The sequence below is a fragment of the Chitinophaga sp. Ak27 genome, assembly GCF_012726295.1.
Taxonomy (GTDB): Bacteria; Bacteroidota; Bacteroidia; order Chitinophagales; family Chitinophagaceae; genus Chitinophaga.
In genome coordinates this window covers 42,847-67,844 of record NZ_JABAOB010000008.1, presented here as the reverse complement: position 1 = coordinate 67,844, position 24,998 = coordinate 42,847, and the positions used below count along the sequence as shown (strand labels likewise).

Here is a 24,998-nt window from a genome sequence, read left to right as displayed (position 1 = left end):
TACATGAGAAGCCAAAGATCCATTTCCGTTCGTATCTTATACCTGATGCTTGTGCTGGCTGCCTGTTGCCTGCTCCCCGAAACTACCGCCGCACAGGGCAAAACCCCGTTTACTGTATCTTCTACCTGCGTAAATGATACCTCCTTTTTCCAGATCAATACTCCGGCGGGAATTGATTCCGTAAAATGGTATTTCGGTGATCCGGCATCCGGATCAAAAGATTCTGCTGTTAATATCCGGGGAGCTTTCCATATTTATACTGCTACCGGCACTTACAATGATACACTCATTGCGTGGCGGCAGGGAGTACCTGATACTACCATACAACCTATTACCATCGTAACACCGGTGATTTTCGACCTGGGGCCGCAGGATATCACCTTATGTCAGGGTTCCACTATGACGCTCAGCGCACCAGTAATACCAGGCGCCACTTACCTGTGGCAGGATGGTTCTACCGGCAGCAGCATTCTTGTAGACACCTCTGCTACCTATAAAGTAAAAATTAACGGATGTCCGAACCCTGATTCGGTAAATATTTTTTATACACCCATTCCTAAAATAGACCTGGGCAAAGACCTCATACTTTGCACCGGTGAAAACATAACCCTGGACGCTACCGCCCAGAACTGTACCTACCTGTGGAATACCGGTAATACAGAGCCTACGCAGCCGGTAACTGCTTCGGGTACTTATCATGTAGATGTGTTTCCGAAAGGTTGCGCCATGATGTCGGCCCAGGTAACCATTACCTTTACCGGTGCTCCCTATCCTTTTTCGCTGGGGCCCGATACTTTATTATGCCCGGGCGAATCTATTACGATAGCGCCAAAGATCCCCGAAGCTACCAAATGGGAATGGAGTACCGGCGCCACTACGCCGTCTGTTACCATTAACCAGACCACCAATCTCTGGGCACTGGTAGAAATAAATCATACCTGTAGTGTGGTAGATACTATTTTCATTAACTACAATCGCCTGAAGAAGCTGAACCTGGGCAACGATACCACCATTTGTAAAGGTAATTTCCTGGTGTTGACAGCCGATTTCGGCAACGGGGTTTATCGCTGGCAGGATGGCTCGGACCAGGCCACCTATTATGTGACCAAACCGGGCTTTTACTATGTGCATGCCAAGATAGGCCGCTGTGAGTCGTTCGACAGTATTTCAGTGGCATTCGACGATACCCTGCGGGTGAACCTGGGTCCGGACACATTGCTTTGTAAAAATGAAGTATACCAATTGCGGGCTACCGGCGCCGGTGGTGGCATTTTTAAGTGGCAGGACAGCACCAGCACTCCCCTGTACACAGTGACCAGGCCGGGTATATATGCTATGGTAGCATATAACAGCTGCGGCAAGTCGGTCGATTCTGTAACAGTGGGGTATCACGATTGCATTTGTCAGTTATTTTTCCCTACCGCTTTCACACCTAACGGCGATGGCAGGAACGACTTTTTCCGGCCCATTTATCGTTGTCCTATCTACGATTATACCATCAGCATTTACAATCGCTGGGGTGAGCGGATATTCTATACCACCGATCCCCAGGTAGGCTGGAATGGGAAAATCAACGGGAAAACAGCAGATGTAGCCACCTATGTATGGATTGTGGACTACAAAGAAACGGACACGCGGTTACCGGTGCATAAAACCGGTACTATTACGCTGCTGAACTAATTACTGAGCGGCGGTAAAATTCATGAATTTTGCGGCAAAAACGGCAGTTTCGCGCTTTTTGAAAGGTACATTCCAGGTACCGCTGTAAGAAACGAGGGAAGGAATCAGTAACCCGTTGTATTTCGTCATCTGTACATTCATCTTTACGTTAAAGTCGAACAGCATTGTTTTGTAAGACAAGGCGTACTTACGTCCCACGATTTCAAAATTATCTTTATTAAACCAGGTGATCAACTCATCTATTACAATATCGGCGCGGTCGATACGGTTGAGGTCAGGTTTGGCTTTTGCGGTAAATACATAGCAAGGGGTTCCATCTACATAATTTTGGGCGGAAATAGAAAAATCGTAGAAGCGCATCACTTCATAATTGAAGATAGCTACTTTCTGGCCCACGATGGGTACGCCATGTACGGGCTTACCGGGATTGAAGATAAGTTGTTTCAGCTGTGATTTATGCCGGGCGAGGCTTCCGCTGGAGCGTTCGGGTGATTCGCCGGTTTCATCTACGCAAACGGTGCCTTTGGTAAAAAATAGGTTAGCGTATAATTCAGCAGTATAGTAGTTATAATTTCCTTTGCGGGTATAAAAATCGCCGGTTATTTTTTCGTCGGTCGTTTGCATGGTACGGCACCTACCTTTCATGTCCTGGTGGGTGCGGTTAAAGAGGGAAGCTTTTACCTGGGTACCGCCTTTGTCCAGTATCTGGATGTCGTTAATGGCATCAAATCCTACGATATGTAAATTTTTGAATGCACGGTAAAAGGTAGTGTCTTCTTCTACCCTTTTAATAAAGCTGTTAACGTCGAAGCCTATACGTTTTGCTTCCACAATTACTTCGTCCAGGTTAACCGTCATGCCTTTATAGCGGGCTGTATCCTGGGCATTGAGTTGTGTAAACAGTAGCAGGCTGCCGGCTACGGCTCCGGCTATACTTTTCCAAATATGTGACATGCCTGCAATTTAAGGAAAAAGCAGAAGGCGGAAAGCAAAAAGCTACTACGGAGAATGACCAAAGCGGGTAATATATACGCGCGGATCATTCTCCATAATAGCTTTTTACTTTCAGTTTTCAGCTTTCTGCCTTTCTTCTATCCCGGAATTTTTCCGGCCACATACATTTGTTCCATTGTTGGAGATACGGCGCCACCTTTTTTCTCCAGGGTAACGGCGAACATTTGTGCTTTGCCGGTTACTTTCATTTTCTGGAGGAGTTTGGCGGTATCACCCATTTCGAACACGCCCATGTCTACGGGCTTACCGTCTACGATAGCCCAGAGCTGGTACTGTTTGTCGGCGGCTGGTTCCGGCAGCTTGTTCACCTTCAGGTAAACCTGCTGGCTCTGCGGATTCCAGAATACGGTGGCTAATGCTTCAGGGAATGCCTTGGTTCCTGGCATTGGCACCTTCAATACTTTAGGATCCTGGATAATATCCATCGATTCTTCCATTTGCTCTAAGCGGGTTTTGTAAAGATTGCTCTTTGACAAAATGGAGTTCTGAGAGAGGAGCAAAGATTCGTATTTGTCTTTGTACTCTTTGAATTCGTTGTACCGGTTAAAGAACACATAGTTGAGAATGAGGCTACCGATCAGCAGTATGGCAGCTGCGGCAGCAATCCATTTCCAGGATAGGCTTTTGGTTGTTTCTTCTTGCATGGACATACTTTTGGTGGTTGCAGGTCTTAATCGGGTACAGGGTCACCCTCCTGCGGATCTGGTTCATTATTGATGTTAGAGAATAAAATTGACGGATATTGAATTATTCCCACTTATCTCTGCACATCAGCCACCCGATCTAAAACAACAGGGGCTTTTCTTACATTTTTACATCGCAATCTTTGCCGACATACACACCTGATCCATAGAGGGTTGGGAGTTACCTCCTGCTTTTTCCAATGTTACGGCAAAGCCCTGGGCAGCCGCCAGTGGCTTCATTTGTTGTAATACCTGGGCAGCCTCTGCACCGGTTTCAAAAACACCTTCATCCACCAGCTTCTTATTAATGATGGCCCACAATTGGAATTGCTTGCCAGCGGGGGGTGCCGGCATCAACCTGGCCTGCAGGTAAACCGCTTGCGTACCTGCGTTCCAGCCCACTGCAACGGTCTTTCCCCTAAACAAGCCTGCACCCTGGATAGTAGTCCATTTAAAAGCGGGATCGCTCAGCGGATCTATTACCGGAGCTGCCGGAGAGTGGACGCTGGTTAAGGCTTCGCGCTGTTTTTCTGCCTCCAGTTTTTCTTTGGTTGCAATCAACGATTTGTAACGGCTTTTATAGTCGGTGGATTTCTGGAAGAAGAAAAAATTCAGGAGCACACTACCTATTAATAAAATCACGATAGCGGCGGTCATTATTTTCCATTTGCGGTCATCCTTTTTCCTGGCGACCGGCAGTTGTTTAATTACGGCTTCCTTTACGGGCTTTTTTTTTTCACCAGGAGGCTGGTGGCTGGGGATACGTAAGTCTTCCGGCAACTTTTCATTGCCTTCCAGGGTATTTTCCTGGCGAATAATTTCTGTTAACTTGTCTTTAATAGCAGATGGAGGTGAAACGGCATACAACTGAACAAATCTTTCCTTGTCCAGCTGCAACGAGTTTACAGCGGCTTTTACATCAGGATATTGTCCTACGATAGCCTCTACTTCGCTACGTTCTGCTTCCGGCAACATGCCAAAAACGTAGCTTTCAAGAATTCCAGATGATATGTAGCGTTGTACATCCACTATGTTTCCGTATTACAACTGTTTTAAGAGTGTTCTCAATTGGATAATAGCGTTGCGCATGCGGGTCTTCACGGTTCCTAAAGGTATTTCAAGAGATTTGGCTATTTCTTCCTGTGTATGACCCTTAAAATAAGCCATATCAATAATAATGCGCTGATCTTTCTGTAACTGTTCTATCACCTTACTCAGGCCGAGGTGATCTACAGATAAGTGAACTGCCAGTTGCGGCTCGTATACCAGTGATGCACTGTTGACATCCTGTATCCGTTGATCTAACTTGTGGTTTTTGGATCGGAGACTATCTATCGCTGTGTTGCGTGTTATGTTTAGCATCCAGGTGAACAGGCGGCCTTTTGAGGGATCATAACGGTCTATATTACGCCATATTTTTACGAACACTTCTTGCAGTACATCCCCAGCAGCAGCTTCTTCGCCTACTACCTTGAGGGCTACACCGTATAAAGCGGGTGAATAGTGATCGTATAGGTAGGTAAATATCTTTTCCTCCCTGGCCAAAAGGCCCTGAATCAGCTCTACTTCAGTGTATGTTAAGGTAGCTCCCAAGGTTGAGGATATGGATGTTATACTTTATAATACCAAAATAACAGGTTTTCTTTACATTACAAAATTATTTCCTATTTAGGGAACGTCATCTTGTAATCCACCCTGATTTTGCCTTTGGAGATATCGTCGAGTTTACTTTTCAGCATTCTGCGTTTCAGGGGTTTCAGGTGATCGATAAATAACACCCCATCAATGTGGTCATATTCGTGAAGGATTACCCTGGCGGTAACACCTGTAAATGTTTTCACATGTGGTGTAAAGTTTTCATCTACATAGCTTAAGGTCACTGTTTCCGCACGGTTTACATCTTCGCGTACTTTGGGAATGCTCAGGCAACCTTCGTTATAGGCCCATTCTTTTCCACCGGTTTCCACTATATGTGCATTGATAAATACTCCCTTTACACCGTTGTCGCCGGGATAGTCGTCTTTCTCCTCTTCTTCCAGGTTATTAATAATCTGCTCGCTATCCACTACAAACAACCGTATTGCTTTATTTACCTGTGGGGCTGCAATGCCTACGCCATTGGAACCGTACATGGTAGACCACATATTTTCAATCAATTCCTTCAGACCAGGATAATCGGGCGTAATGTCTTCCGCTACTTTTCTTAATACCGGGTGCCCATATGCTACTATTGGCAAAATCATGTTCAAATTCTTGGTTTAATCCGCAAAGATAGACAATTTCAGGCTTGTAGCTCCCCTGTTGCGGCTCATTATAACAACTTTATTTTATATTTTATTTCTCAGGTATTCCTGGAGCATGATTGTGGCGCTGATTTCGTCGACTAGCGCTTTATCCCGGCGGTCTTTCTTCTTCAGCCCGCTGTCGATCATTGTCTGGAAGGCCATTTTTGACGTAAACCGCTCATCTACCCGGACGATGGGGATATCGGGGAAATTTTTCTTGATGACCCGGATGCATTCTGCTACCAGGGCCGTAGCATCGGTAGCCGTTCCGTCCAGGTTTTTAGGCTCTCCTATTACGATCGTTTCCACCGGTTCGGCTGCAAAATATTTCTTCAGGAAAGGAATCAATTCATGGGTAGGGATGGTAGTTAATCCACTGGCAATCAGCTGCAGCGGATCTGTTACGGCCAGTCCGGTTCTCTTCTTTCCATAGTCAATGGCCATTAAACGAGGCATATCAATATCTTTTGAGGTGAATATATTATCCCAGTACCAGCATATCTGTAATGGCAAATATGGCAAACACCACGCTGGCAATACCATTGGTGGTCATAAACATTACATTGATGCGGCTCAGGTCATTGGGCTTTACCAGCAAATGCTGGGATACCAGCATTACAATAAATACCGCGGCGCCTATCCAGAACAGCCAGTGAAAATGCCCGGTGAGGCCAATTGTTATCACTAAGGCAGCTGCCACCACGTGCAGCAATTCCGAAAAGCGCAGGGCGCCGGAAAGTCCCAGCCAGGCCGGGATTGAATTCAGTTGCTGTGACTTATCAAAATCTTCATCCTGCAGGGAATAAATAATATCGAAGCCAGCCACCCAACACAACACCAGGAAAGACATCAGCACCGGCAACAGCGCAAACTCACCGGTTACCGCCAGGTAAGCGCCAATGGGCGCCAATGCCAGTCCCACGCCAAGCACCATATGGCAAAGCGCAGTAAAACGCTTGGTATAACTATATCCCAGCACCACCAGCAATGCCACCGGCGACAGGTAAAAACAAATCCTGTTGATAAACCAGGTGGTAACGATGAACAGTACCACATTGGCTATGATAAAAAATAAAGCGTTATTGGGAGATATGATACCTGCTGGTATTTCTCTTTTCGCAGTACGAGGATTGAGTTTGTCGATATCCACATCCAGCCAGCGGTTGAAGGCCATGGCCGCACTGCGGGCAAATACCATACACAATACCACCAGCCCGAAAGTAGTCCAGCTAAAACTGCCGCCACCCTTAGTAGTAGCCATAAAGAAGCCGGTTAATGCAAAAGGCATGGCAAAAATGGTATGACTGAATTTAACCAGTGAAAGATATTTGTTAACCGTAGAAATCATACAGTGTTTATGTTTTAGCTGCCGGTACGCTTTAATACCACTCGCTATTTATTAAAAAAAGTTTATGTGCTGCCGTTATCCGCGGCGGTTGAAGGCCGCCAGTTTTACAAAGATATCCCAAACTACGATACCAGTGCTCACAGAAATATTCAAAGAATGTTTCATACCTAACTGGGGAATTTCTATACAGCCATCCACCACTTTCATCACTTCCGTGTCTACCCCGCTCACTTCATTTCCGAAAACCAGCGCCAATGGCTGATCGGTGGGCGGTATAAACTGGTCCAGCATATGGCTGTTGACCGCCTGTTCTATTGCCATCACCTGGTAACCGGCGGCTTTCAGCTCCTGTACCGCCGCCACGGTAGTATCGAAGTACTGCCACTCTACCGTTTCCGTAGCACCCAGGGCTGTTTTATTAATATCACGGTGAGGAGGCACCGGGGTGTACCCGCAAAGTATGATACCTTGTACCAGGAAAGCATCAGCGGTACGGAATACGGAGCCTACATTATGCATGCTGCGTATATTATCCAGCACCAGTACAATAGGCGTTTTATCGGCGGCCTTGAACTCGGCGACCGTTTTCCGGCCCAGTTCATCCATGCTTAATTTTCTCATCACCTGCAAAGATAATAGGATGGGATGAGTTTTATATATTTGCGCCATGGCAAAAAGTAAATCGGAAGAAACCCCGCTCATGCAACAACATAAGGCTATCAAGGATAAATACCCCGATGCCGTACTGTTGTTCCGTGTGGGCGACTTTTATGAAACATTTAATGAAGATGCGGTCATCGCCGCCCGGGTGCTGGGCATCGTGTTAACCAAAAGGGCCAATGGATCTGCATCCTACGTGGATCTGGCAGGATTTCCCCATCATTCGTTAGATACTTATCTGCATAAACTGGTAAAAGCAGGTCACCGGGTGGCAGTATGCGACCAACTGGAAGACCCTAAAACTGTAAAAGGCATTGTAAAACGGGGAGTAACGGAAATGGTGACGCCCGGCGTAGCCATCAATGACAAGCTGCTGGAAAATTCGAGCAACAACTTCCTGGCTGCCGTACATTTTGGCACCGATACCACCGGCGTATCCTTCCTGGATATTTCTACCGGTGAATTTTTTGTAGCAGAGGGCAGTGAAGAATATGTAGATAAACTCCTGCAAAGTTTCCGTCCGGCAGAAGTGCTCTTTGCCAAACAGCAGCAGAAACACTTTAAAGCCACCTTCGGCAGCCGGTTCTATACTTATACGATGGATGAGTGGATATTTACCACCACTTATGCCGAGGAAATATTACTCAAACATTTTCAGACCCATTCCTTCAAGGGATTCGGCGTAGATGGACTGGCGGCGGCACTCATTGCAGCCGGTGCTACGCTTCACTATCTGAAAGACACGGAGCATCCCAACCTGCAACACATTACCCGCATGCAACGGATCAGCCAGGATGATTTCCTGTGGATGGACCGTTTCACCGTACGTAACCTGGAGCTGCTCAACAGCAGCGTGGAAAATGGGCATACCCTGCTGAAAGTGCTGGATAATACCGTTACCCCCATGGGCGCCCGCCTGCTCAAACGCTGGATGGTATTTCCCTTGCGCGATATTAAAGCCATCAACGAGCGACTGGACACCGTAGCTTATCTCATAAAGGAAACTGATTTCTCCAAAGCCCTGGTACATCACCTGAAGCAAACCGGCGACCTGGAGAGATTGGTCTCTAAAATACCACTGAAAAAAATTAATCCCCGGGAAGTGATGCAGCTGGCCCGCTCACTGCAACAGGTAGAAGCGGTACAAGCCATGCTGGCCGGAAGCAGCAGTGACTACCTCCTGCGGCTACACGAAAAACTGGATCCTTGTAAGCCATTGCTGGAACGTATTCTCAATGAAATTATGGAGAACCCTCCAGTATTGGTCAACAAGGGCGGTGTAATCCAGGAAGGTGTGAATGCCGAACTGGATGAACTACGCAACATTGCCAGCAAAGGCAAAGACTACCTGCTACAAATACAACAGAAAGAATCGGAAGCTACAGGCATCCCTTCCCTTAAAATAGCCTTCAACAATGTGTTCGGCTATTACCTGGAGGTAACCAACACCCATAAAAATAAAGTGCCCGAGCGTTGGATGCGTAAACAAACGCTGGCCAATGCTGAACGATATATCACACCGGAGCTGAAAGAATATGAAGAAAAGATTGTAGGCGCAGAAGAAAAGATCCTGGCGCTGGAAACCCGGTTATTCGACGAGTTAGTGCAAGCATTACAGTCGTTCATTTTACCGGTACAGGAAGATGCGCAGGTATTTGCCCGATTAGATTGCCTGTTGTGCTTTGCACAGAATGCGGTTCAATATAAATATCGCCGGCCCAATATCAATGAAGGCTTCGATCTGGTGATCAAAGAAGGGCGGCACCCCGTTATTGAAAGAGGATTGCCTGCCGGCGAAACATACGTGTCCAACGACCTCACGCTGGACAAGGCATCGCAGCAGATCATTATCCTCACAGGACCCAATATGAGCGGTAAATCGGCCCTGCTGCGGCAAACCGCGCTGATTACTCTCATGGCGCATATGGGCAGCTTTGTTCCGGCCACCAGTGCAGATATTGGCTTAACCGACAAGATATTTACCCGTGTAGGCGCTTCAGATAACCTGAGCGGCGGCGAATCCACCTTCATGGTAGAAATGAATGAAACTGCCAGTATTATCAACAATATCACCGACCGCAGCCTGGTTATCCTCGATGAAATTGGTCGCGGTACCAGCACGTACGACGGTATTTCCATTGCCTGGAGCATTGTGGAATACCTGCACGATATGACTGCCTGTTGCCCGAAAACATTGTTCGCCACTCACTATCATGAATTGAATGAGCTGGAAAATAAACATGCCCGGGTCAAAAACTTCCATATCACCAATATGGAATCAGGCAACAAAATAATTTTCCTGCGTAAGCTGGCGCCGGGAGGCAGCCGCCATAGCTTTGGTATTCACGTAGCCCGGATGGCAGGCATGCCGCCGGAACTGATTAACCGTGCCAACGAAGTGTTATCTCATCTCGAAGAAAAACATATTGAAGCACCATTACAGAAAAACGTGAAGCATATCAGCACGCCATCTCAAAAATTACAGCTGAATATCTTTGATGCGCACAGCGATGTTTTCCAGGAAATCCGGCAGAAGCTGGATCATGTGGACATTAACCGGTTAACACCGGTAGAAGCGCTGCTGAAGCTGAGTGAGATCAAGAATATGATTGGATAAATGATCCAACAGGTATAAAAAAAACATCCCGTTTCGGAAAGTCCGAAACGGGATGTTTTTTTATTGTAACGATGATTTGAGACTTGATTAGCGTACGTCCCAGAAAATCTTGATATCGGCTTTATCTTTAGCGGCCACTTTAGCGTAGTTATCAGGGTTGTATATCTGTTCAGTAGCAGGATATAGCAAACGCTGAGGAGGTGTAGTAGCACCGCCGGCAGCCGGCGCCAGTGCGAAAGGCAATGCCGGGTAACCGGTGCGTCTTACTTCTGTCCATGCTTCACCTGCTTGGAGAATGAAGAAGTTTACCCATTTCTGCGTCCAGATCTTCGCCAACTTTTGTTGAGAAGTGCCTGTATAGGCTACAGCTGGCTTAGCGATAAAGGCGCTGATGACAGTACCGGATGGTGTTGGCAGGATTGGCCATGTACCACTGCTGAAATAGGCAGACTGATTAATAGAATAATAGAACCCAACAGATTGAGCAATTCCATTTTCATAATCTGTTTGCGGTGAACCAACACCCCATCTTTCGCCGGCTTCTGCTTTTAGGAAACTAACTTCAGCTGCAGTGAAAATAACACCTGGTATATTGTAGTTATTGAAGAAAGTAGCAGTATCGTAGGTAGCAAATCCTCCTTTGTCATAGTCGGTAGTAGTACCGTTAGTTGCAAATCCTTTCATACCTTTTGTTCCTGCATCCCAGTATACGTCTGTACGAGGATCGTTGTTAGCCGCCATTACGGTATCCAGCAGAAATGCAGGAGCGTAGGGGCTACCAGTCAATGCGCTCTGGATATCGCTTTTCAGGGTAGTCGGGCTCATTTTAACCACCGCATTCTGTGTATTGTCGCTAATCAGGGGATATTGTGTGGGATTACCCAACATAGCAGTAACGGCCGCCTTGGCAGTGCTTTCCTTTACATAAGAGGTATGCATCAACAAGCGCAGACGCAGAGAGTTAGCATATCTTCTCCATGCCATGAGGTCTCCTCCCAGCAGGATATCTGCTCTTTTAAAGGAAGCCTGCGTTTCAATGGATAACTGTGCAGTTGCGAAATAGCTGTTCAGTTTGTCCAAATCAGCGATAGCCTGATCATAGATGGCAGCGGCATCATCGAAAGGTGCCGGGTTAACCACACGGTCAGTATTCAAAGACCCTGCCTTTGTGAAAGGAATATCTCCCCAGAGATCTACCAACTGTGCAGCCTGATCATAAAGTACTACTTTACCACAATTGAGGAAAATCGCTTGTTGGGTCTGTTGGTCAGCAGTTAACTGACCATAGGTAGTTTCCATTTCGCGATAATTAGCCATGATACCGGGACCAACATAATTATAGTCGTTATCATCAGCTTTAGATCCAGCATAAAAATCCACCCACCGATTTTCTGTATAAGATAAAGAAGGAATATACATTTTGTTGGAAGCCGGCATCGCAGTCATTTGCGAAAATGCGCCGGTAGTAGGTAGTATAAATGTAGCAAAATCCCAATAAGAAGGGCGCATACGCTTATTTAAAAACATACCGCTGAACAGTTTGCTCATAGATCCGGTAGTTTGTAACTCCGGATTGGGATAAGCGTCCGCTATTTGTTTCTTACAGGAACTAAAGGTAGCCACCAGTAAGATAAGCAGTGAAGAATTTATTAAGAGACGTTTCATTTTAATCTGTTAAGTTCGTTTTACAAATCAGTATCTTACTAGAAACGGGCACGGATGCTGGCACCCAGGCTTCTTGTTGGTCCCATAGTACCACCGTCAACTCCCTGATTCAGCCAGGAAGAGCCTACTGCTACTTCCGGGTCGAGGCCTTTAGGCAGCGTCTTCCACAGATAGAACAGGTTTCTGCCAATCAGTGATAACTGAAGCGACTGGAAGTGCATTTTTTCAACGATGCTTTTAGGCATGTTATAAGCCAGTGTTACCTCACGTACTTTGATGTAGCTGTTTTTGAATACTGCATTTTCATATAGTCCGTTAGTTTCCCAATCATACTGATTCATATAGTATTGAGCCGCAGTAATCACTTTTTCGTTCTTTTTACCATCAGCAGTTACACCTGGGAGGATCACCCCATCGTGTTTGGAACCATTTGGATTGGCTACCAGATTACCGGAAGCGTAGTCGATCGGATCGTAAGAAATACCACCATGAGCGGCATCTCTGTACTGCAGGGTACTGTTAAACATACCTGCACCAATCTGATAGTAGTATGGAATTGATACCAGGTTGCCACCTAAGCGATAATCCAGGGTAAAGTCGAGCGTAAAGTTTTTATAACTGAGGGAGTTGGAGAAACCTCCCACTACTTTAGGCATAATGTTACCAGCATATTCGTAAGCACCGGTGTTGGTAGTATAAATACCATCCTGGTTTACGATTTTGTTACCATTCGCATCCTTATTAGCCGGGTGTACGTAGATATTACCCAAAGATTCGCCGATATTAGATCTGATTAACAGATAACCACCATCATATGGGTTCATTGTCAGGGTGGTCTGACCATCTCTCAGTGCAGCTAACCTGTTTCTGTTGATTGCAAAGTTGAAACGGGTAGTCCAGCGGAAATCTTTAGTAGAAATCGGGCTGGCATTAATAGCTGTTTCAAAACCGTAGTTGGTCAGGTCGCCAGCATTCATGATTTGTGATGTAGCACCAGCAGATCCAGGAGTAGTCATGTACAGGATCTGGTTCATGATTTTATTGTTGTAGTAACTGAAGTCTACCCCAATTTTATTTTTGAACAACCTAGTTTCCAAGCCAAACTCCACTTCTCTTTTTCTTTCAGACTGCAGCTCTTCATTTCCAAATGAATTTGGACTGGATTGCTGATAAGGAATGTTATTCTTGCTCAACGTAACGATATACGGCGTGTATGCCACGTTAGCCTGATACATGTTCGGGTGGTTACCTACCAGACCGAAAGAAGCGCGGAGCTTCGCGTAATCAATAAATGAAGGCAGTTTCGCTACTTCAGAAAGCAGGAAGCCTGCGTTCACGGATGGATAGAAATATTTGTTATTCTTTACTGGTAAAGTAGAAGTTGATTCATACCGACCGGTTCCTTCCAGGAACAAGAAGCCTTTATAGGCAAGGTTCAACATACCGAAACCGGCGATGTCAATCTGCTTAGCACGAACGCCTGTAGCTCCTAATGGATCTGCGGAGTTAGCTAAACTGAACCAGTTTTCTTCCATCAAACCACCTTTCGTTTGGGTGTACATGTTTTTGTAAGTCTGCTTACGCGCCATGTAACCACCGGTAACAGTAAGATCCAGGTCTTTAGATACTTTAGGGTTATAAATCAACATCGCATCGCCATAGAAGGAATTGTTGTTGCGGTTGTTGATCGCATATTGACCTGTAAATCCGTAGATAGAAGGTTTAGTGTTGTATTGCTGATCAGTAGTGGCAACATTAGTGAAATCACCACCCAGTCTGCCTCTGAAGCGTAAATTATTCAGAATACTAACATTCAGGGTTGCACTGTTAATAAAGCGGTTCTGCGTTTCGTCGTAACTGTTACGCAGGTTATTCCACAGGTAATCCATCAGGTTAGTAGCCCTGAAACGATATGCCAGTTTCTCGTCCTGATCGTACTGGTTGTTAGTAAAATCCACATACTTATAACCATGACTTGTCTGGTATTTATTGAAGAACGTACCCATGTCATCGAAGCGGCTAAAGAAGCCATCGAATGAACCGAATATGTTGCTCATTACATTGGGACGATTGTGTACAAAGTTGTTGTTATAAGTAGATACGAGATCTACGCTTACTCTGTCACTCAGTTTCAACGTACCATTGAAATTGAAGTTATTTTTATACATATTACTCCCTGGCATGATGCTCTTATAATCTACACGATTGTAAGAGAAACGGAAGCTACCCATATCGCCTGCATTTGAAATGGCGACGTTAGCGGCAGAATTATAGCCTTTCTGGAAGAAGTCTTTATAGTTATCTTTCTGTGCAACATACTTACGGGTAGTACCGTCCCAGTATCTTACATCACGACCATCGAACTTAGGACCGAATTGATCATAAGCGCGATAGTAAGGGTGCATTGCACCGTTAGCATCTTTAATCCAGCCATCGGAATCGGCACCTACCTGTAAGTTGGTGGCGGCATCGTAACCTGGTCCGTATTCGTTCTGGTAATCCGGTACTGTTGCCAGTCTTTCCTGGTTGTATACATAATTTACGTCTACATTCAGACCGCGACCTTTGGTACCTTTCTTAGTGGTGATAACGATCACGCCATTGTTGGCTTCAGAACCGTACAACGCAGTGGCACTGGCGCCTTTCAATACGGTCAGGGATTCAATGTCTTCCGGGTTGATATCCAATGCGCCGTTACCATCCACTCTTCCACCAGTAGTACCAAAGCTGTTAGTGGTAGGATCGTTGAAGTTTCTTAATGGTACGCCATCTACTACGTAAAGTGGTTGTGTATTCAGTGCCACGGAGGAAACACCTCTTACCTGAACAGATACACCGCTGGACGCACCACCCGGAGCAGTAACGACTTTTACACCGGCAGCTTTACCATACAATGCTGAAGCAAAGTTGGTAGCACCGCTTTCGGTAATTTCCTTTGAACTTACTGTACTTACCGCATACCCCAGCGCTTTCGCTTCTCTCTTAATACCCATGGCGGTTACTACCACCTCATTCAGATTCTTATTATCTTCTTTTAATACAATGTTCAATGGCGACTGTCCATCAGCAGCCACTTCCTGGTTGGTAAATCCTATATAGGAAAAAATGAGGGTAGCACCTGGTGCTACCTGAATGGTAAATTTTCCATCCGGGCCGGTAGTAGCGCCGTTGGATGCGTTTTTCTCTTTGACGGTTACTCCTGGTAAAAACGTTCCTTTTACGTCTTTAACAGTACCCGTAACAGCTTTCTTACCCTGCGCCCATGCAGTAATACAGCAGCATAAGAAAAGCAACGTGGTGAGAAGAAGTGATCTTCGCATAGCTTCCTTTGGTTTAGTGAATTATAACAAGTGAATCAGACACATAAGCATAAAAGGCATGGGAATCCCCGCACCAAGGTCCCTGCATTGCACAGGAATCCTAATGGTTAATTGAAAGTTTCCGTCCTTAAAAATAGCATGGAATTACTCCATTGGCATTCAGCGTAATTCTGACAGTTGGCCTGTAGTAAAACGTTTTAGCATGTTTCCGTAAAAAAAAACCTGTGTAACGCCCTCACATCTCATTTCACTACAAGTTTTTCATAAAAATCAAAATAATCGATTCCAAACTTAGGGATAATTACGAGAAGTGCAAAAAAGATTTAACAATTTTTTTATTTCTCGTTAACAGCTCGTTAAGATTGCGAAAATACTATCCTTTGAAATTAAAATAGCATTATTGAGAAGAGTAGAAAGCAAAGCGTAAAGCAAAAAGCTATTGAGGAGAATGATCTTGGCGAATATTATAAAATCGCTTTGGTCATTCTCCTCAATAGCTTTTTGCTTTACGCTTTATGCTTTCTGTTTTAAAGAAGATGCGCGTACCACCAGTTCCGGCGCCAGTACGACCTGCCTGGAAGGCGATCCCGGGTGGTTTAATTCATTCATCAGCACTTCCACGATGTTTTTCCCGATGCTGGCAATAGGTTGCGATACGCAGGTAATAGAGGGACTGTGCAGGCGGAAAAGATCATGATCATCAAAGCCAACGAGGCCAATCTCCCTGCCTATTTCCCAGCCCAGGGAACGGATACTTTCAATACCGGCAATACCGAGGTAGTTGGTAGCAAAGAAAACTGCATCAAGATCTTTTACGGAGGTGAGAAATTTCTTTATTTCGGTGTTGAAGCTCTCCCTGTCGAGGTCAAAAGCGAGGCGCTTCACCAGCGATTTATTAAAAGGTATTTTATGTTCTTTCAGTGCAGCCACAAAACCATCCAGGCGATCTTTCATCTGGGTTTGTTCTGATGCGATGGTAACGATGGCAATCTTTTTATATCCCTGTGCAATCAGATGGGTAGTGGCATCGTAGGCGCCTTTATAATTGTTGAGCACCACATAGCTGCTGTTGATATGCGGGAAGTAGCGATCCATTAATACCAGCGGTTTGGAGGCGCTCTGCAGCAATTCTATCTCCTTATCAAGATTTTTAGTAGGCGTGATGATATATCCATCTACCTGCCGGTACTTCAATACTTCCAACAGGCCTTTTGCTTTCTCTGTATTATCTTCCGTGCTGCCGTAAAGTACTTTGTAGCCATATTTATCTGCTTCATCTTCCACCACTTTGGCGAGTGAAGCAAAAAAGTTGTTGGCAATATCTTCTACAATGAGACCAATAGTTTTTGTTTTACCGGTACGTAATCCGCGGGCCAGCTGATTGGGCTTATATTTTAGCCGGGCGGCAATTTTCTGGATTTTCTTACTTACCTGTTCGCTGATCCTTTTTTCTTTTGCCTTGCCATTAAGCACAAAAGATACCGTTGTAGGAGATACACCGGCCTGTTTCGCAATATCTTTAATAGAGATCCCTTTCATAGAAAAAAACGCTACATCGATTTAGCCCTGCGTAATTTACAAAATGAAGTTGAAAATTACGTTGTTGTATTAATTATTCCAAGCTACATTGAAAAACTTATCCCTAACTGGGTGGCCCCTTTCCGTCATATAAAAGGTTATTTTGGACAAAATGATGTTTTTTTAACCAATTTTTAATAACTTGGCAACATTCATAGGACAATCTGTATACAACACACCTGCCAGCATAGGAGTTCCCCAAGGGGGCATAATGGCTATGGTAATAAAGTATAGGACTGTCGCAGTAATATAGTAGCTTAAATTAATACATGAATGAAACCCATCCTTATTAAAGTTGGGGCTTTTGCCGATAACCAGATCACTATTATAGAGAGGAGTGATCCATATTTCAATACGCCGTTTCACTTCCACCCGGAATGTGAGTTAGTATATGTTACGGAAAGCCACGGGAAGCGAATTGTGGGAGATAGCATTGAAAGCTTTGAGGAAGGCGACATGGTGTTTCTTGGACCGCATATCCCGCACGTATGGTATAATGAAGAAGAATACTACAAGGGCGATGATTTAAAAGCGCGGTCGGTGGTCATCTATTTCCCAAAGGATATTTTCGGGGAGAAATTTTATGGATTACCGGAAACTAAAGCACTCAGTGAGTTGTTTCACCGGGCACAGCGGGGTATGAAAATCACTGGCGCCACCCATGAACTGCTGAAAACCGAGATACTGGCCCTTCCCCGGAAAGAAGGACTGGACCGCATTATTTCACTGCTCAACATCCTCAAAACATTATCAGAAACACGCGATTGTTATTACCTGGCCAGCACTGGTTATTCCCATGCCTACAATGTAAAAGACAATCATAAGATCGATGAAGTGTTCAAATATGTGATGAATAACTTCTCCAAAGAAATCTCCCTGCAGGATGTAGCCAGCATCACCAACCTGTCGCCACAGTCATTTTGCCGCTTCTTTAAGAACCGCACCAAAAAATCATTTGTCCAGTTTTTAAATGAAGTGCGCATTGGCCATGCCTGCAAGCGCCTAACAGAAGAAGACTGGTCTATCGCCGAAATCGCCTATTCCTGCGGGTTTAAAAACCTCTCCAACTTCAACCGCTTCTTCAAAGAGATCGTGGGCAAAACACCCAAGGAGTATAAGAATGAGCTCCGCCTGAAGGAAGCATGATAAAAATATAATTATTTTAGTATTTGGTTATTTAGTTATTTTAAAAAGTTGGCTGTCAAATTTCAGAATATCAAAATTTTCTTCTTACATTCATTTCAGTAATTATCAACCAAAACGCTTAATTACTACTGTCATTCAATGTACAGCAGTTATTCCGATAACCAGTTAGTATCGCTGTTAAAAAGCGATGATAGTGCAGCCTTCAATGCCATTTATGACCGCTACAGTAAAATGCTGTATTTATTTATATACAGCAAGCTCGACGCGGCAGAAGTCAGCAAAGATGTACTGCAGGAGCTCTTTATTTCCCTATGGGAGAAGCGGCACTCTTTGGTACTGAAAGAATCATTGAAAGCATACCTATACCAGGTAGCCCGCTACAAAATCATTGACATTTACCGGAAAAACGCCACCTATCGCAAGTACCTGCAACAATTGATTGAGCACTTCGATGCGCAACCCCATTCTATTGCAGACACGGTAGACAATAAAGTAAGGACCCAGGAACTATTTGAGGCGATTAACCACCTCCCCGAACGCATGAAGGAAATCTTTATGCTGAGCAGGTTTGAAAATCTAAGCGTAGAACAGATCTCCGATCACCTGGGGCTATCGCAGCAAACGGTTAAAAACCAAATCACCAAAGCACTAAAAATATTGAGGGCCAGCTATGCCAAAACGGATCTTATCCTCCTTTGCGTTCTGCTGATCCGCTATTTCTTCATCTAAACCGGGTATTTCATAAAAAATACCGGGTGGCGATGGTACTATTTCCACGTTATTCCGACTTAAGAACACATAAAATTCCGAGCAGGTGGACACAGAACAGATCAAAATATTGCTGGAACGATATAACCAGGGGAAATGCTCACCGGAGGAAGCAGCTATTGTAGATCAGTGGTTTGAAAACATAAATCGTCACCAGTCCACCTACGTAGATGAAAGAGAACTGGACCGGGAGCTGAACAGCCTAAAAATACAGCTGAATCAACAAATAACGCCGGCACCACGGGTAAAGCCGTTGTATGCCCGCTACTGGTATGCCATTGTAGCTGCTGCAGTTTTCCTGTTGGCCGTAGGCATTTTCTGGCTCAACCAGCCCAAACAGGTAACGCCTTTACCAGCAGGCAACCATGCCGCAGCCCTGGCCGCCAACCAGGGACATCGCGTAGTGCGGGATGGGTTTGTAGAAGTGACCACTGGCAAAGGCAATAAAGAAAGTATTACCCTCGAAGATGGCAGCAGCCTGGAGTTGAATGCCGGGAGTAAAGTGCTTTACCCTGAGCACTTTGGTAACAACATCCGCGCCGTGGTATTACTGGAAGGAGAGGCGTTTTTTAATGTAGCTGCCGATCCTGCCCGCAGCTTTGTGGTAAAAGCCGGCGACCTGGCCACCACCGCATTAGGTACATCTTTCAATATCCGCGCCTATGCCAGCGAACAAAAAGTGACCGTAGCCCTCCTCACCGGTAAAGTAAAAATTGACCAGCTGAATGCCAGTCAGCAATCGGCCTCACTCATCCTGCTCCCCAGTGAACAGATCAGCTACGACCGCATTTCCCTGCACCTGGTAAAAACCAGCTTCAGTAAACCAGATGACATTACCGGGTGGAAACAGGGATACCTGGTATTCAGAGATGCTCCCTACAATGAAATCGTAACCGGCATCGAAAATCGTTACAGTGTGACCGTTATAAATAACAGCGACAAAAAAGAATGGAATTACAACGGCTCCTTCAAAAACGAAAACCTTAAAGAGGTTATGGATATTATCTGCCTGGCAAAATCACTTTCTTATACCATTAAAAACGATACCGTTTATTTGCAAAATCAAAACTAGTTCATATGAGGGTAAAGCCGTGCCCCGTGAAGTGGTTTGTATCCATGGGGTTGATGCTGACACTCCTGTTGGCGGGTAGCCTGAACACCATGACTAGTGCCATCACGCAATTACCCGACCCGCCCACAGATATTGTCGTCACCATCCAGGTTAAAAATAAAAACCTGGAAGATGTAATGGCCGAAATTTCGGCAAAAACAGGACTAAACTTTCATTACGACAAAGCTGATCTTAACCTGAAGAAAAAGATTACGTTAAACTGCACCAAAACACCCATCGAAGAAGTGCTCACGTTAATGTCAGTACAAAGCGGACTAAAGTTTACCCAGATCAATAACAAAATCATAGTGGGGACCGCGAGTGAAAAAACATCGTCACCCAGCGTAGACTTGCTGAATCATGTATCACTGGAACGAGATATTACAGGGATTGTACGCGATAACAAAGGCACGCCGCTCCCCGGAGTTACCATCCAGATAAAACATACAAACAAAGGAACACAATCAAACGCCGATGCTGGTTTTACCATTAAAGCCAGCACCGGCGACGTCCTTGTATTCAGCTCTATCGGCTTCGTTAACCGTGAAGTAGTAGTGTACACTGAAAATGTAATAGACGTACGCCTCCAGGAAAATGTGAAAGCACTGAATGAGCTGGTCGTTACCGCGCTGGGCCTCCAGAAAAAAGTGAAAGAACTGCCCTATGCTACCCAACAACTGGGTGGCGATGATTTACAGCTGGTAAAAGACGTTAATTTCATGAATTCCCTGAACGGGAAAACGGCAGGTGCTACCATTACCTGCAACGCCTCCGGCGTAGGCGGCTCCGTACGCGTGGTGCTAAGAGGCAATAAATCCACCCGGGAAAATCAACCGCTGTATATCGTAGACGGCGTACCATACGTTAACAACACCCCTTCTCAACCAGCCGATGTATGGGGACAATCGCATAATATCATAGGCGCTGGGGGCCGCGATGGCGGCGATGGTATCTCCAATATCAACCCTGATGACATTGAAAGCATCAGCATCCTTAAAGGCGCTTCTGCGGCCGCTCTATACGGCAGCCAGGCCGCCAACGGCGTTATCCTTATCTCCACCAAAAAAGGGAAAGCCGGCCGCAGTAAAATCGATGTTTCCTCCGACTATACCCTGGAAATGCCGTCCCTGCTGCCAAAATTACAATACCGGTATGCACAGACAGATCCCCCGGGTGTAGACCATGTAGGCACGCCACAACCCGGATCGCTTGGCAGCTGGGGCAAGTCCATACAAGCACCGGATCATGTAAGAGCATTTTACCAAACCGGGTCTACCTGGACCAATACCGTGGCTTTCAGCGGTGGCACCGAAACCGCACAAAGCTATTTTTCCTATGCCAACACCTCGAACAAAGGTATTCTGCCTACCAACCGGTTTGACCGGCATACTGTTAATTTACGGGAAACATTAAAGCTGCTCAACGACAAACTGGTGATGGACGCGAATGTATCCTTTACGGCCCAAAATACAGTAAACCGATTGTCGTCCGGCCTCTACTACAGCCCTATTTCGGGGCTGTATACCTTTCCAAGGGGATTGGATTTTGATTACTACAAAAGCAACTTTGAATACTTCGATACGGATCGTAACCTGTACCTGCAAAACTGGTGGAACATCCGCAGCGATAAAAAATGGATAGGGCAAGATGATCAGCAAAACCCGATGTGGGCGCTGCAACGCAACCTACGCCTCGATTCCAGGTACAGGGGGTTAGCCACCCTGTCGCTCACCTGGCAGCTGAACAACTGGCTATCCATAAAAAGCCGTGGCAACTTTGATAAATCGCTCGACCAGTATGAGCTGGAAGCATATGCCGGTACACAGATTGTGTTGGCAGGTTCCAATGGCCGCTATACCCAGGAGCGAGAATTCAATACCCAGTTATACGGAGACCTCATGGTAAATGCCAGCAGCAAGATCAACAGCTGGCTGCACCTGGCGGGTAACCTGGGCGCCAGCATTACCGACACCAAAGCACATGAACGCACTTTCAATGGCTCCAATCCCAATGCGGATCCGGGCCTAATTTATCCCAATAAATTTTCTATCTCCAATATCTGGAGTTCCTCGCTGGATGCGCAACATGGCATTGACCAGAAGCAGCTACAAGCCCTGTTTGGCAACGTACAAACCGGGTTTAAAAACTTCCTGTTCTTAGATATTACCGGGCGTAACGACTGGTCGAGCACTTTTGCATTTACCAACACCAAGAATAAGGGCTACTTCTATTATTCCGCCGGTCTTTCTGCGGTGTGGAGTGAAATGTTTAAGATGCCGGCCGGCATTGACTTCCTCCGTTCCCGCATTTCGTATGCCCGGGTAGGCAATGATATTGCGGCTTACTCGTCCCGCCCCGCTTCGTTTACCCTGCAAACTATTGCCGGGGTTACCCGGGTAATATTGAACCAACGCACGCTTTACCCTGGCCTGACCCTGGAGCCGGAAGACAACCGCTCGTTTGAAATAGGTATGGAAGCGCATCTGTTTAAAAACAGGGTGACGGCCGATCTTACCTTCTATAAGAACAACAACTACAAACAATATATGGAGATTCCCGCGCCACCGGGCTACCGGTTCAGTACTTACTATCTGAACATGGGGAATATCCAAAACCAGGGATGGGAAGCCACACTAACGCTCATGCCCATACGAAACAAAGCTCTTTCCTGGACCAGCACCCTCAACTTCGCCGCCAATAAGAATAAAATCGTTTCCTTGTCCAACTCCCGGATTATAGGCGCCGACAGCAGCAGCATGTTTATATTGACGGACTTCGGGGTAAATATGTTTGGCTCCTTTATTATGGAAGGAGGATCATGGGGAGATATTTACTCAAACAAAGAGTTAGTAAAAGATGATCATGGCGCGTATATACTGGATGGCGCAGGTAAACTGCAGTCGCGCAATGCGTTTAAAAAAGTAGGGAATCCGAATCCTGATTTCACCCTGGGTTGGAATAACAGCATCGACTATAAAAATTTCAACCTGAGCTTTTTGATAGACGGCCGTTTTGGCGGTAAGGTTATGAGCGTAACGCAGGCCGTGCTCGACTGGTATGGCGTAAGTGAAGTGAGTGCCCGGGCCCGCGATAATGGAGGCGTATCCATTAATGCAGTGAATAAAAACGGCAGCCCCTACACCGGCAAAATAGATGCGCAGACTTATTATACCACCATTGGCTCCAGGGCCGGTATTGGCGAAATGTATATGTATGACGCCACCAATATACGACTGAGGGAATTGAGCCTGAGTTACCGTATTCCGTTAAAATGGAAATGGATACGTAGCGTAAGGGCCGGTATTATCGGCAGGAACCTGTTCTTCTTTGAGCTGCATGCACCTTTCGATCCGGAAGTATCCATGGGTACAGGCAATGGCTTGCAGGGAGTAGATGTATTCGGGCTGCCGCCTTTACGCAGTATGGGAATCAATTTAAGATTAGGTATTTAAAATGGTCACCAATGAACAGCAGGAGGAACATATCCACATTATTTGCCCTGGTGGCAATTATGCTGGTAAGCGCATGTACGAAAAAGTTTGATGAGATCAACACCAATCCTTATGACTTTAATGAAGAGGACCTGGCGGCGGACTATCGCCTAATGGGGGAACCGTTATCACAGGCGCAGCTGTGCCTGTTGATTTACAACGACCCTCCTACTGCACAGCTGCAGCAAAATCTGAATGCTGATATCTTCTCGGGATATATGATGTCGCCCACTCCTTTTGAAGGCAATATCAACAACACCAATTACGGGCTGCTGTATTATTGGAACAACCGTCCCTGGCAGGTTACCTATACCAACGTGATGAAGTCCTGCGATTTCACGCAACAGAAGGCCAAAGGCACCTACAGCGATTTTTATGCATGGGCGCAGATTATTAAAGTGGAGGCTATGCATCGCATCAGCGATATCTACGGCCCCATTATGTATACGCATTATGGCGTATTAAACAATGAAATGGGTATTGATTACGATTCGCAGGAGCAAGCCTATAATGCATTTTTCAATGATTTGCGGGAAGCAGTGGATACACTTACCGCGTATATCAACCGGCATGCCGCGCAGCGTTTCACCTCATTCGACCTGGCCTATAAGGGCGACTACGCGCAGTGGGTGAAGTTTGCCAATACCCTGCGACTGCGCCTGGCCATCCGTATTGCCGGCGTTAATCCGCAAAAGGCAAGGCAGGAAGGAGAAGCAGCGCTCAGCCATCCTTTAGGGTTGCTAAAAACGCCTGCTGATAATTTTGCCATCAACATTGCTCCTGTAACCCATCCGCTGAATATCATGTGTTATACCTGGGCTGATATACGCATGAGCGCGCCGATGGAATCTATCCTGACAGGTTATAAAGATCCCCGGCTACCGCATTATTTTGTCCCCACCGACGATGGCGCCAATGCGTATCATGGCATCCGTAACGGCATCCGTATTTCGGCGAAAGAAGAATACAGTGGCTTCTCCCAACTGGTAAAATTCAACAGCAATATCCTGTTTATGACAGCTGCAGAGGCCTGGTTTCTGAAAGCTGAAGCTGCATTAAATGGCTGGAAGGGCGCCGGTACCGCGGCCGACAACTATGCTGCCGGTATTACCACTTCCTTCAACCAATATGGCATTAGTAACGTTAACGACTATATGAATAATAATATAGACAAACCTAAGCCATATGTTGATCCTCAAAATCCTGAAAACAATGTATCTGCAGGCGATCCGCACTTAAGCACTATTACCATTAAATGGGATGAAAATGCCGGCAGGGAACAAAAACTGGAACGTATTATCACACAGAAATGGATTGCCATGTTTCCCGAAGGACAGGAAGCCTGGACAGAATTCAGGCGCACCGGTTATCCTAAGTTATTCCCCGTAGTAATTAATAATAGCGGCGGTACCATCCCTACAGAAAAATTTATCCGCCGCTTACCCATGCCGCAGGTAGAACTCGTCACCAATCCCAAAGCGGTAGCCCTTGCCATTACCACGCTGAAGGGCCCTGACACCGGGGGAACACCACTCTGGTGGGACATTCGATAGCATTCAAAGAAAATTAAAAAAAATTTAAAATCACATAGTACTAGTTTCAACTCCATCCGACTCCTTTTGTGTAGCGCAT

At 45.8% G+C, this 24,998-nt stretch carries 18 protein-coding genes; 7 read left to right on the top strand and 11 right to left on the bottom strand.

The window, feature by feature from the left end:
- Positions 1 to 3 precede the first annotated feature (3 nt).
- The gene (locus HGH90_RS24215; protein WP_169192070.1) at positions 4 to 1,680 is read left to right on the top strand and encodes a gliding motility-associated C-terminal domain-containing protein; all 1,677 of its coding nucleotides are present in this window, start codon (positions 4 to 6) and stop codon (positions 1,678 to 1,680) included.
- Here HGH90_RS24215 and HGH90_RS24210 read toward each other — a convergent pair whose 3' ends face one another.
- From HGH90_RS24210 to HGH90_RS24175, 8 genes are all read right to left on the bottom strand, one after another.
- Positions 1,681 to 2,634, bottom strand: coding sequence for a hypothetical protein (locus HGH90_RS24210; RefSeq protein WP_168766306.1), 954 nt, complete (start codon positions 2,632 to 2,634; stop codon positions 1,681 to 1,683).
- A gap of 137 nt (positions 2,635 to 2,771) precedes the next feature.
- Positions 2,772 to 3,338: an anti-sigma factor domain-containing protein gene (locus tag HGH90_RS24205; protein ID WP_168766305.1), complete on the bottom strand. Its 567-nt coding sequence runs from the start codon at positions 3,336 to 3,338 to the stop codon at positions 2,772 to 2,774.
- Positions 3,339 to 3,506: 168 nt separating this feature from the next.
- The gene (locus HGH90_RS24200; protein ID WP_168766304.1) at positions 3,507 to 4,352 is read right to left on the bottom strand and encodes an anti-sigma factor domain-containing protein; all 846 of its coding nucleotides are present in this window, start codon (positions 4,350 to 4,352) and stop codon (positions 3,507 to 3,509) included.
- A gap of 66 nt (positions 4,353 to 4,418) precedes the next feature.
- Entirely contained in the window at positions 4,419 to 4,970 is a 552-nt protein-coding gene (locus HGH90_RS24195; RefSeq protein WP_145672089.1) for an RNA polymerase sigma factor, read from the bottom strand.
- A 71-nt stretch (positions 4,971 to 5,041) separates the two neighbouring features.
- On the bottom strand, positions 5,042 to 5,620 hold the full coding sequence (gene def / locus HGH90_RS24190; protein WP_168766303.1) for a peptide deformylase: 579 nt from the start codon (positions 5,618 to 5,620) through the stop codon (positions 5,042 to 5,044).
- An 84-nt stretch (positions 5,621 to 5,704) separates the two neighbouring features.
- On the bottom strand, positions 5,705 to 6,118 hold the full coding sequence (ruvX, locus tag HGH90_RS24185; protein WP_168741444.1) for a Holliday junction resolvase RuvX: 414 nt from the start codon (positions 6,116 to 6,118) through the stop codon (positions 5,705 to 5,707).
- A 25-nt stretch (positions 6,119 to 6,143) separates the two neighbouring features.
- The gene (locus tag HGH90_RS24180; protein ID WP_168766302.1) at positions 6,144 to 7,010 is read right to left on the bottom strand and encodes a UbiA-like polyprenyltransferase; all 867 of its coding nucleotides are present in this window, start codon (positions 7,008 to 7,010) and stop codon (positions 6,144 to 6,146) included.
- A gap of 75 nt (positions 7,011 to 7,085) precedes the next feature.
- Positions 7,086 to 7,631, bottom strand: a complete 546-nt coding sequence (locus HGH90_RS24175; protein ID WP_168766301.1) for a TrmH family RNA methyltransferase — start codon at positions 7,629 to 7,631, stop codon at positions 7,086 to 7,088.
- A gap of 46 nt (positions 7,632 to 7,677) precedes the next feature.
- Here HGH90_RS24175 and mutS point away from each other — a divergent pair, with 46 nt between their 5' ends.
- Positions 7,678 to 10,287, top strand: coding sequence for a DNA mismatch repair protein MutS (gene mutS / locus HGH90_RS24170; RefSeq protein WP_168766300.1), 2,610 nt, complete (start codon positions 7,678 to 7,680; stop codon positions 10,285 to 10,287).
- A gap of 87 nt (positions 10,288 to 10,374) precedes the next feature.
- Here mutS and HGH90_RS24165 read toward each other — a convergent pair whose 3' ends face one another.
- The 3 genes from HGH90_RS24165 to HGH90_RS24155 form a co-directional block, all read right to left on the bottom strand.
- On the bottom strand, positions 10,375 to 11,952 hold the full coding sequence (locus HGH90_RS24165; protein ID WP_169192069.1) for a SusD/RagB family nutrient-binding outer membrane lipoprotein: 1,578 nt from the start codon (positions 11,950 to 11,952) through the stop codon (positions 10,375 to 10,377).
- 38 nt (positions 11,953 to 11,990) lie between these two features.
- Entirely contained in the window at positions 11,991 to 15,272 is a 3,282-nt protein-coding gene (locus HGH90_RS24160) for a SusC/RagA family TonB-linked outer membrane protein (protein WP_169192068.1), read from the bottom strand.
- Positions 15,273 to 15,785: 513 nt separating this feature from the next.
- Positions 15,786 to 16,811 carry a LacI family DNA-binding transcriptional regulator gene (locus HGH90_RS24155; protein WP_168766297.1) on the bottom strand — a complete coding sequence of 342 codons (1,026 nt, stop codon included), beginning with the start codon at positions 16,809 to 16,811 and terminating at the stop codon, positions 15,786 to 15,788.
- Between the two features lie 312 nt (positions 16,812 to 17,123).
- Between HGH90_RS24155 and HGH90_RS24150 the strand changes: the two genes are divergently transcribed.
- The 5 genes from HGH90_RS24150 (at position 17,124) to HGH90_RS24130 (ending at position 24,919) form a co-directional block, all read left to right on the top strand.
- Entirely contained in the window at positions 17,124 to 17,996 is an 873-nt protein-coding gene (locus HGH90_RS24150) for an AraC family transcriptional regulator (protein WP_168766296.1), read from the top strand.
- Between the two features lie 138 nt (positions 17,997 to 18,134).
- Entirely contained in the window at positions 18,135 to 18,725 is a 591-nt protein-coding gene (locus tag HGH90_RS24145) for an RNA polymerase sigma factor (protein WP_168766295.1), read from the top strand.
- Positions 18,726 to 18,810: 85 nt separating this feature from the next.
- A complete protein-coding gene (locus HGH90_RS31855; protein WP_169192067.1) occupies positions 18,811 to 19,836 on the top strand; it encodes a FecR family protein in 1,026 nt (341 codons plus the stop codon).
- 5 nt (positions 19,837 to 19,841) lie between these two features.
- A complete protein-coding gene (locus tag HGH90_RS24135) occupies positions 19,842 to 23,327 on the top strand; it encodes a SusC/RagA family TonB-linked outer membrane protein (protein WP_169192066.1) in 3,486 nt (1,161 codons plus the stop codon).
- 11 nt (positions 23,328 to 23,338) lie between these two features.
- Positions 23,339 to 24,919 carry a SusD/RagB family nutrient-binding outer membrane lipoprotein gene (locus HGH90_RS24130; RefSeq protein ID WP_169192065.1) on the top strand — a complete coding sequence of 527 codons (1,581 nt, stop codon included), beginning with the start codon at positions 23,339 to 23,341 and terminating at the stop codon, positions 24,917 to 24,919.
- Positions 24,920 to 24,998: the final 79 nt, after the last annotated feature.

What these genes read in the sequence shown, in the direction of transcription:
- HGH90_RS24215 (WP_169192070.1), top strand. Translation starts at nt 4, where the DNA reads ATGAGAAGCCAAAGATCCATTTCCGTTCGTATCTTATACCTGATGCTT.
- HGH90_RS24210 (WP_168766306.1), bottom strand. Translation starts at nt 2,634, where the DNA reads ATGTCACATATTTGGAAAAGTATAGCCGGAGCCGTAGCCGGCAGCCTG.
- HGH90_RS24205 (WP_168766305.1), bottom strand. Translation starts at nt 3,338, where the DNA reads ATGCAAGAAGAAACAACCAAAAGCCTATCCTGGAAATGGATTGCTGCC.
- HGH90_RS24200 (WP_168766304.1), bottom strand. Translation starts at nt 4,352, where the DNA reads ATGTTGCCGGAAGCAGAACGTAGCGAAGTAGAGGCTATCGTAGGACAA.
- def (WP_168766303.1), bottom strand. Translation starts at nt 5,620, where the DNA reads ATGATTTTGCCAATAGTAGCATATGGGCACCCGGTATTAAGAAAAGTA.
- ruvX (WP_168741444.1), bottom strand. Translation starts at nt 6,118, where the DNA reads ATGCCTCGTTTAATGGCCATTGACTATGGAAAGAAGAGAACCGGACTG.
- HGH90_RS24180 (WP_168766302.1), bottom strand. Translation starts at nt 7,010, where the DNA reads ATGATTTCTACGGTTAACAAATATCTTTCACTGGTTAAATTCAGTCAT.
- HGH90_RS24175 (WP_168766301.1), bottom strand. Translation starts at nt 7,631, where the DNA reads ATGAGAAAATTAAGCATGGATGAACTGGGCCGGAAAACGGTCGCCGAG.
- mutS (WP_168766300.1), top strand. Translation starts at nt 7,678, where the DNA reads ATGGCAAAAAGTAAATCGGAAGAAACCCCGCTCATGCAACAACATAAG.
- HGH90_RS24165 (WP_169192069.1), bottom strand. Translation starts at nt 11,952, where the DNA reads ATGAAACGTCTCTTAATAAATTCTTCACTGCTTATCTTACTGGTGGCT.
- HGH90_RS24160 (WP_169192068.1), bottom strand. Translation starts at nt 15,272, where the DNA reads ATGCGAAGATCACTTCTTCTCACCACGTTGCTTTTCTTATGCTGCTGT.
- HGH90_RS24155 (WP_168766297.1), bottom strand. Translation starts at nt 16,811, where the DNA reads ATGAAAGGGATCTCTATTAAAGATATTGCGAAACAGGCCGGTGTATCT.
- HGH90_RS24150 (WP_168766296.1), top strand. Translation starts at nt 17,124, where the DNA reads ATGAAACCCATCCTTATTAAAGTTGGGGCTTTTGCCGATAACCAGATC.
- HGH90_RS24145 (WP_168766295.1), top strand. Translation starts at nt 18,135, where the DNA reads ATGTACAGCAGTTATTCCGATAACCAGTTAGTATCGCTGTTAAAAAGC.
- HGH90_RS24135 (WP_169192066.1), top strand. Translation starts at nt 19,842, where the DNA reads ATGAGGGTAAAGCCGTGCCCCGTGAAGTGGTTTGTATCCATGGGGTTG.
- HGH90_RS24130 (WP_169192065.1), top strand. Translation starts at nt 23,339, where the DNA reads ATGAACAGCAGGAGGAACATATCCACATTATTTGCCCTGGTGGCAATT.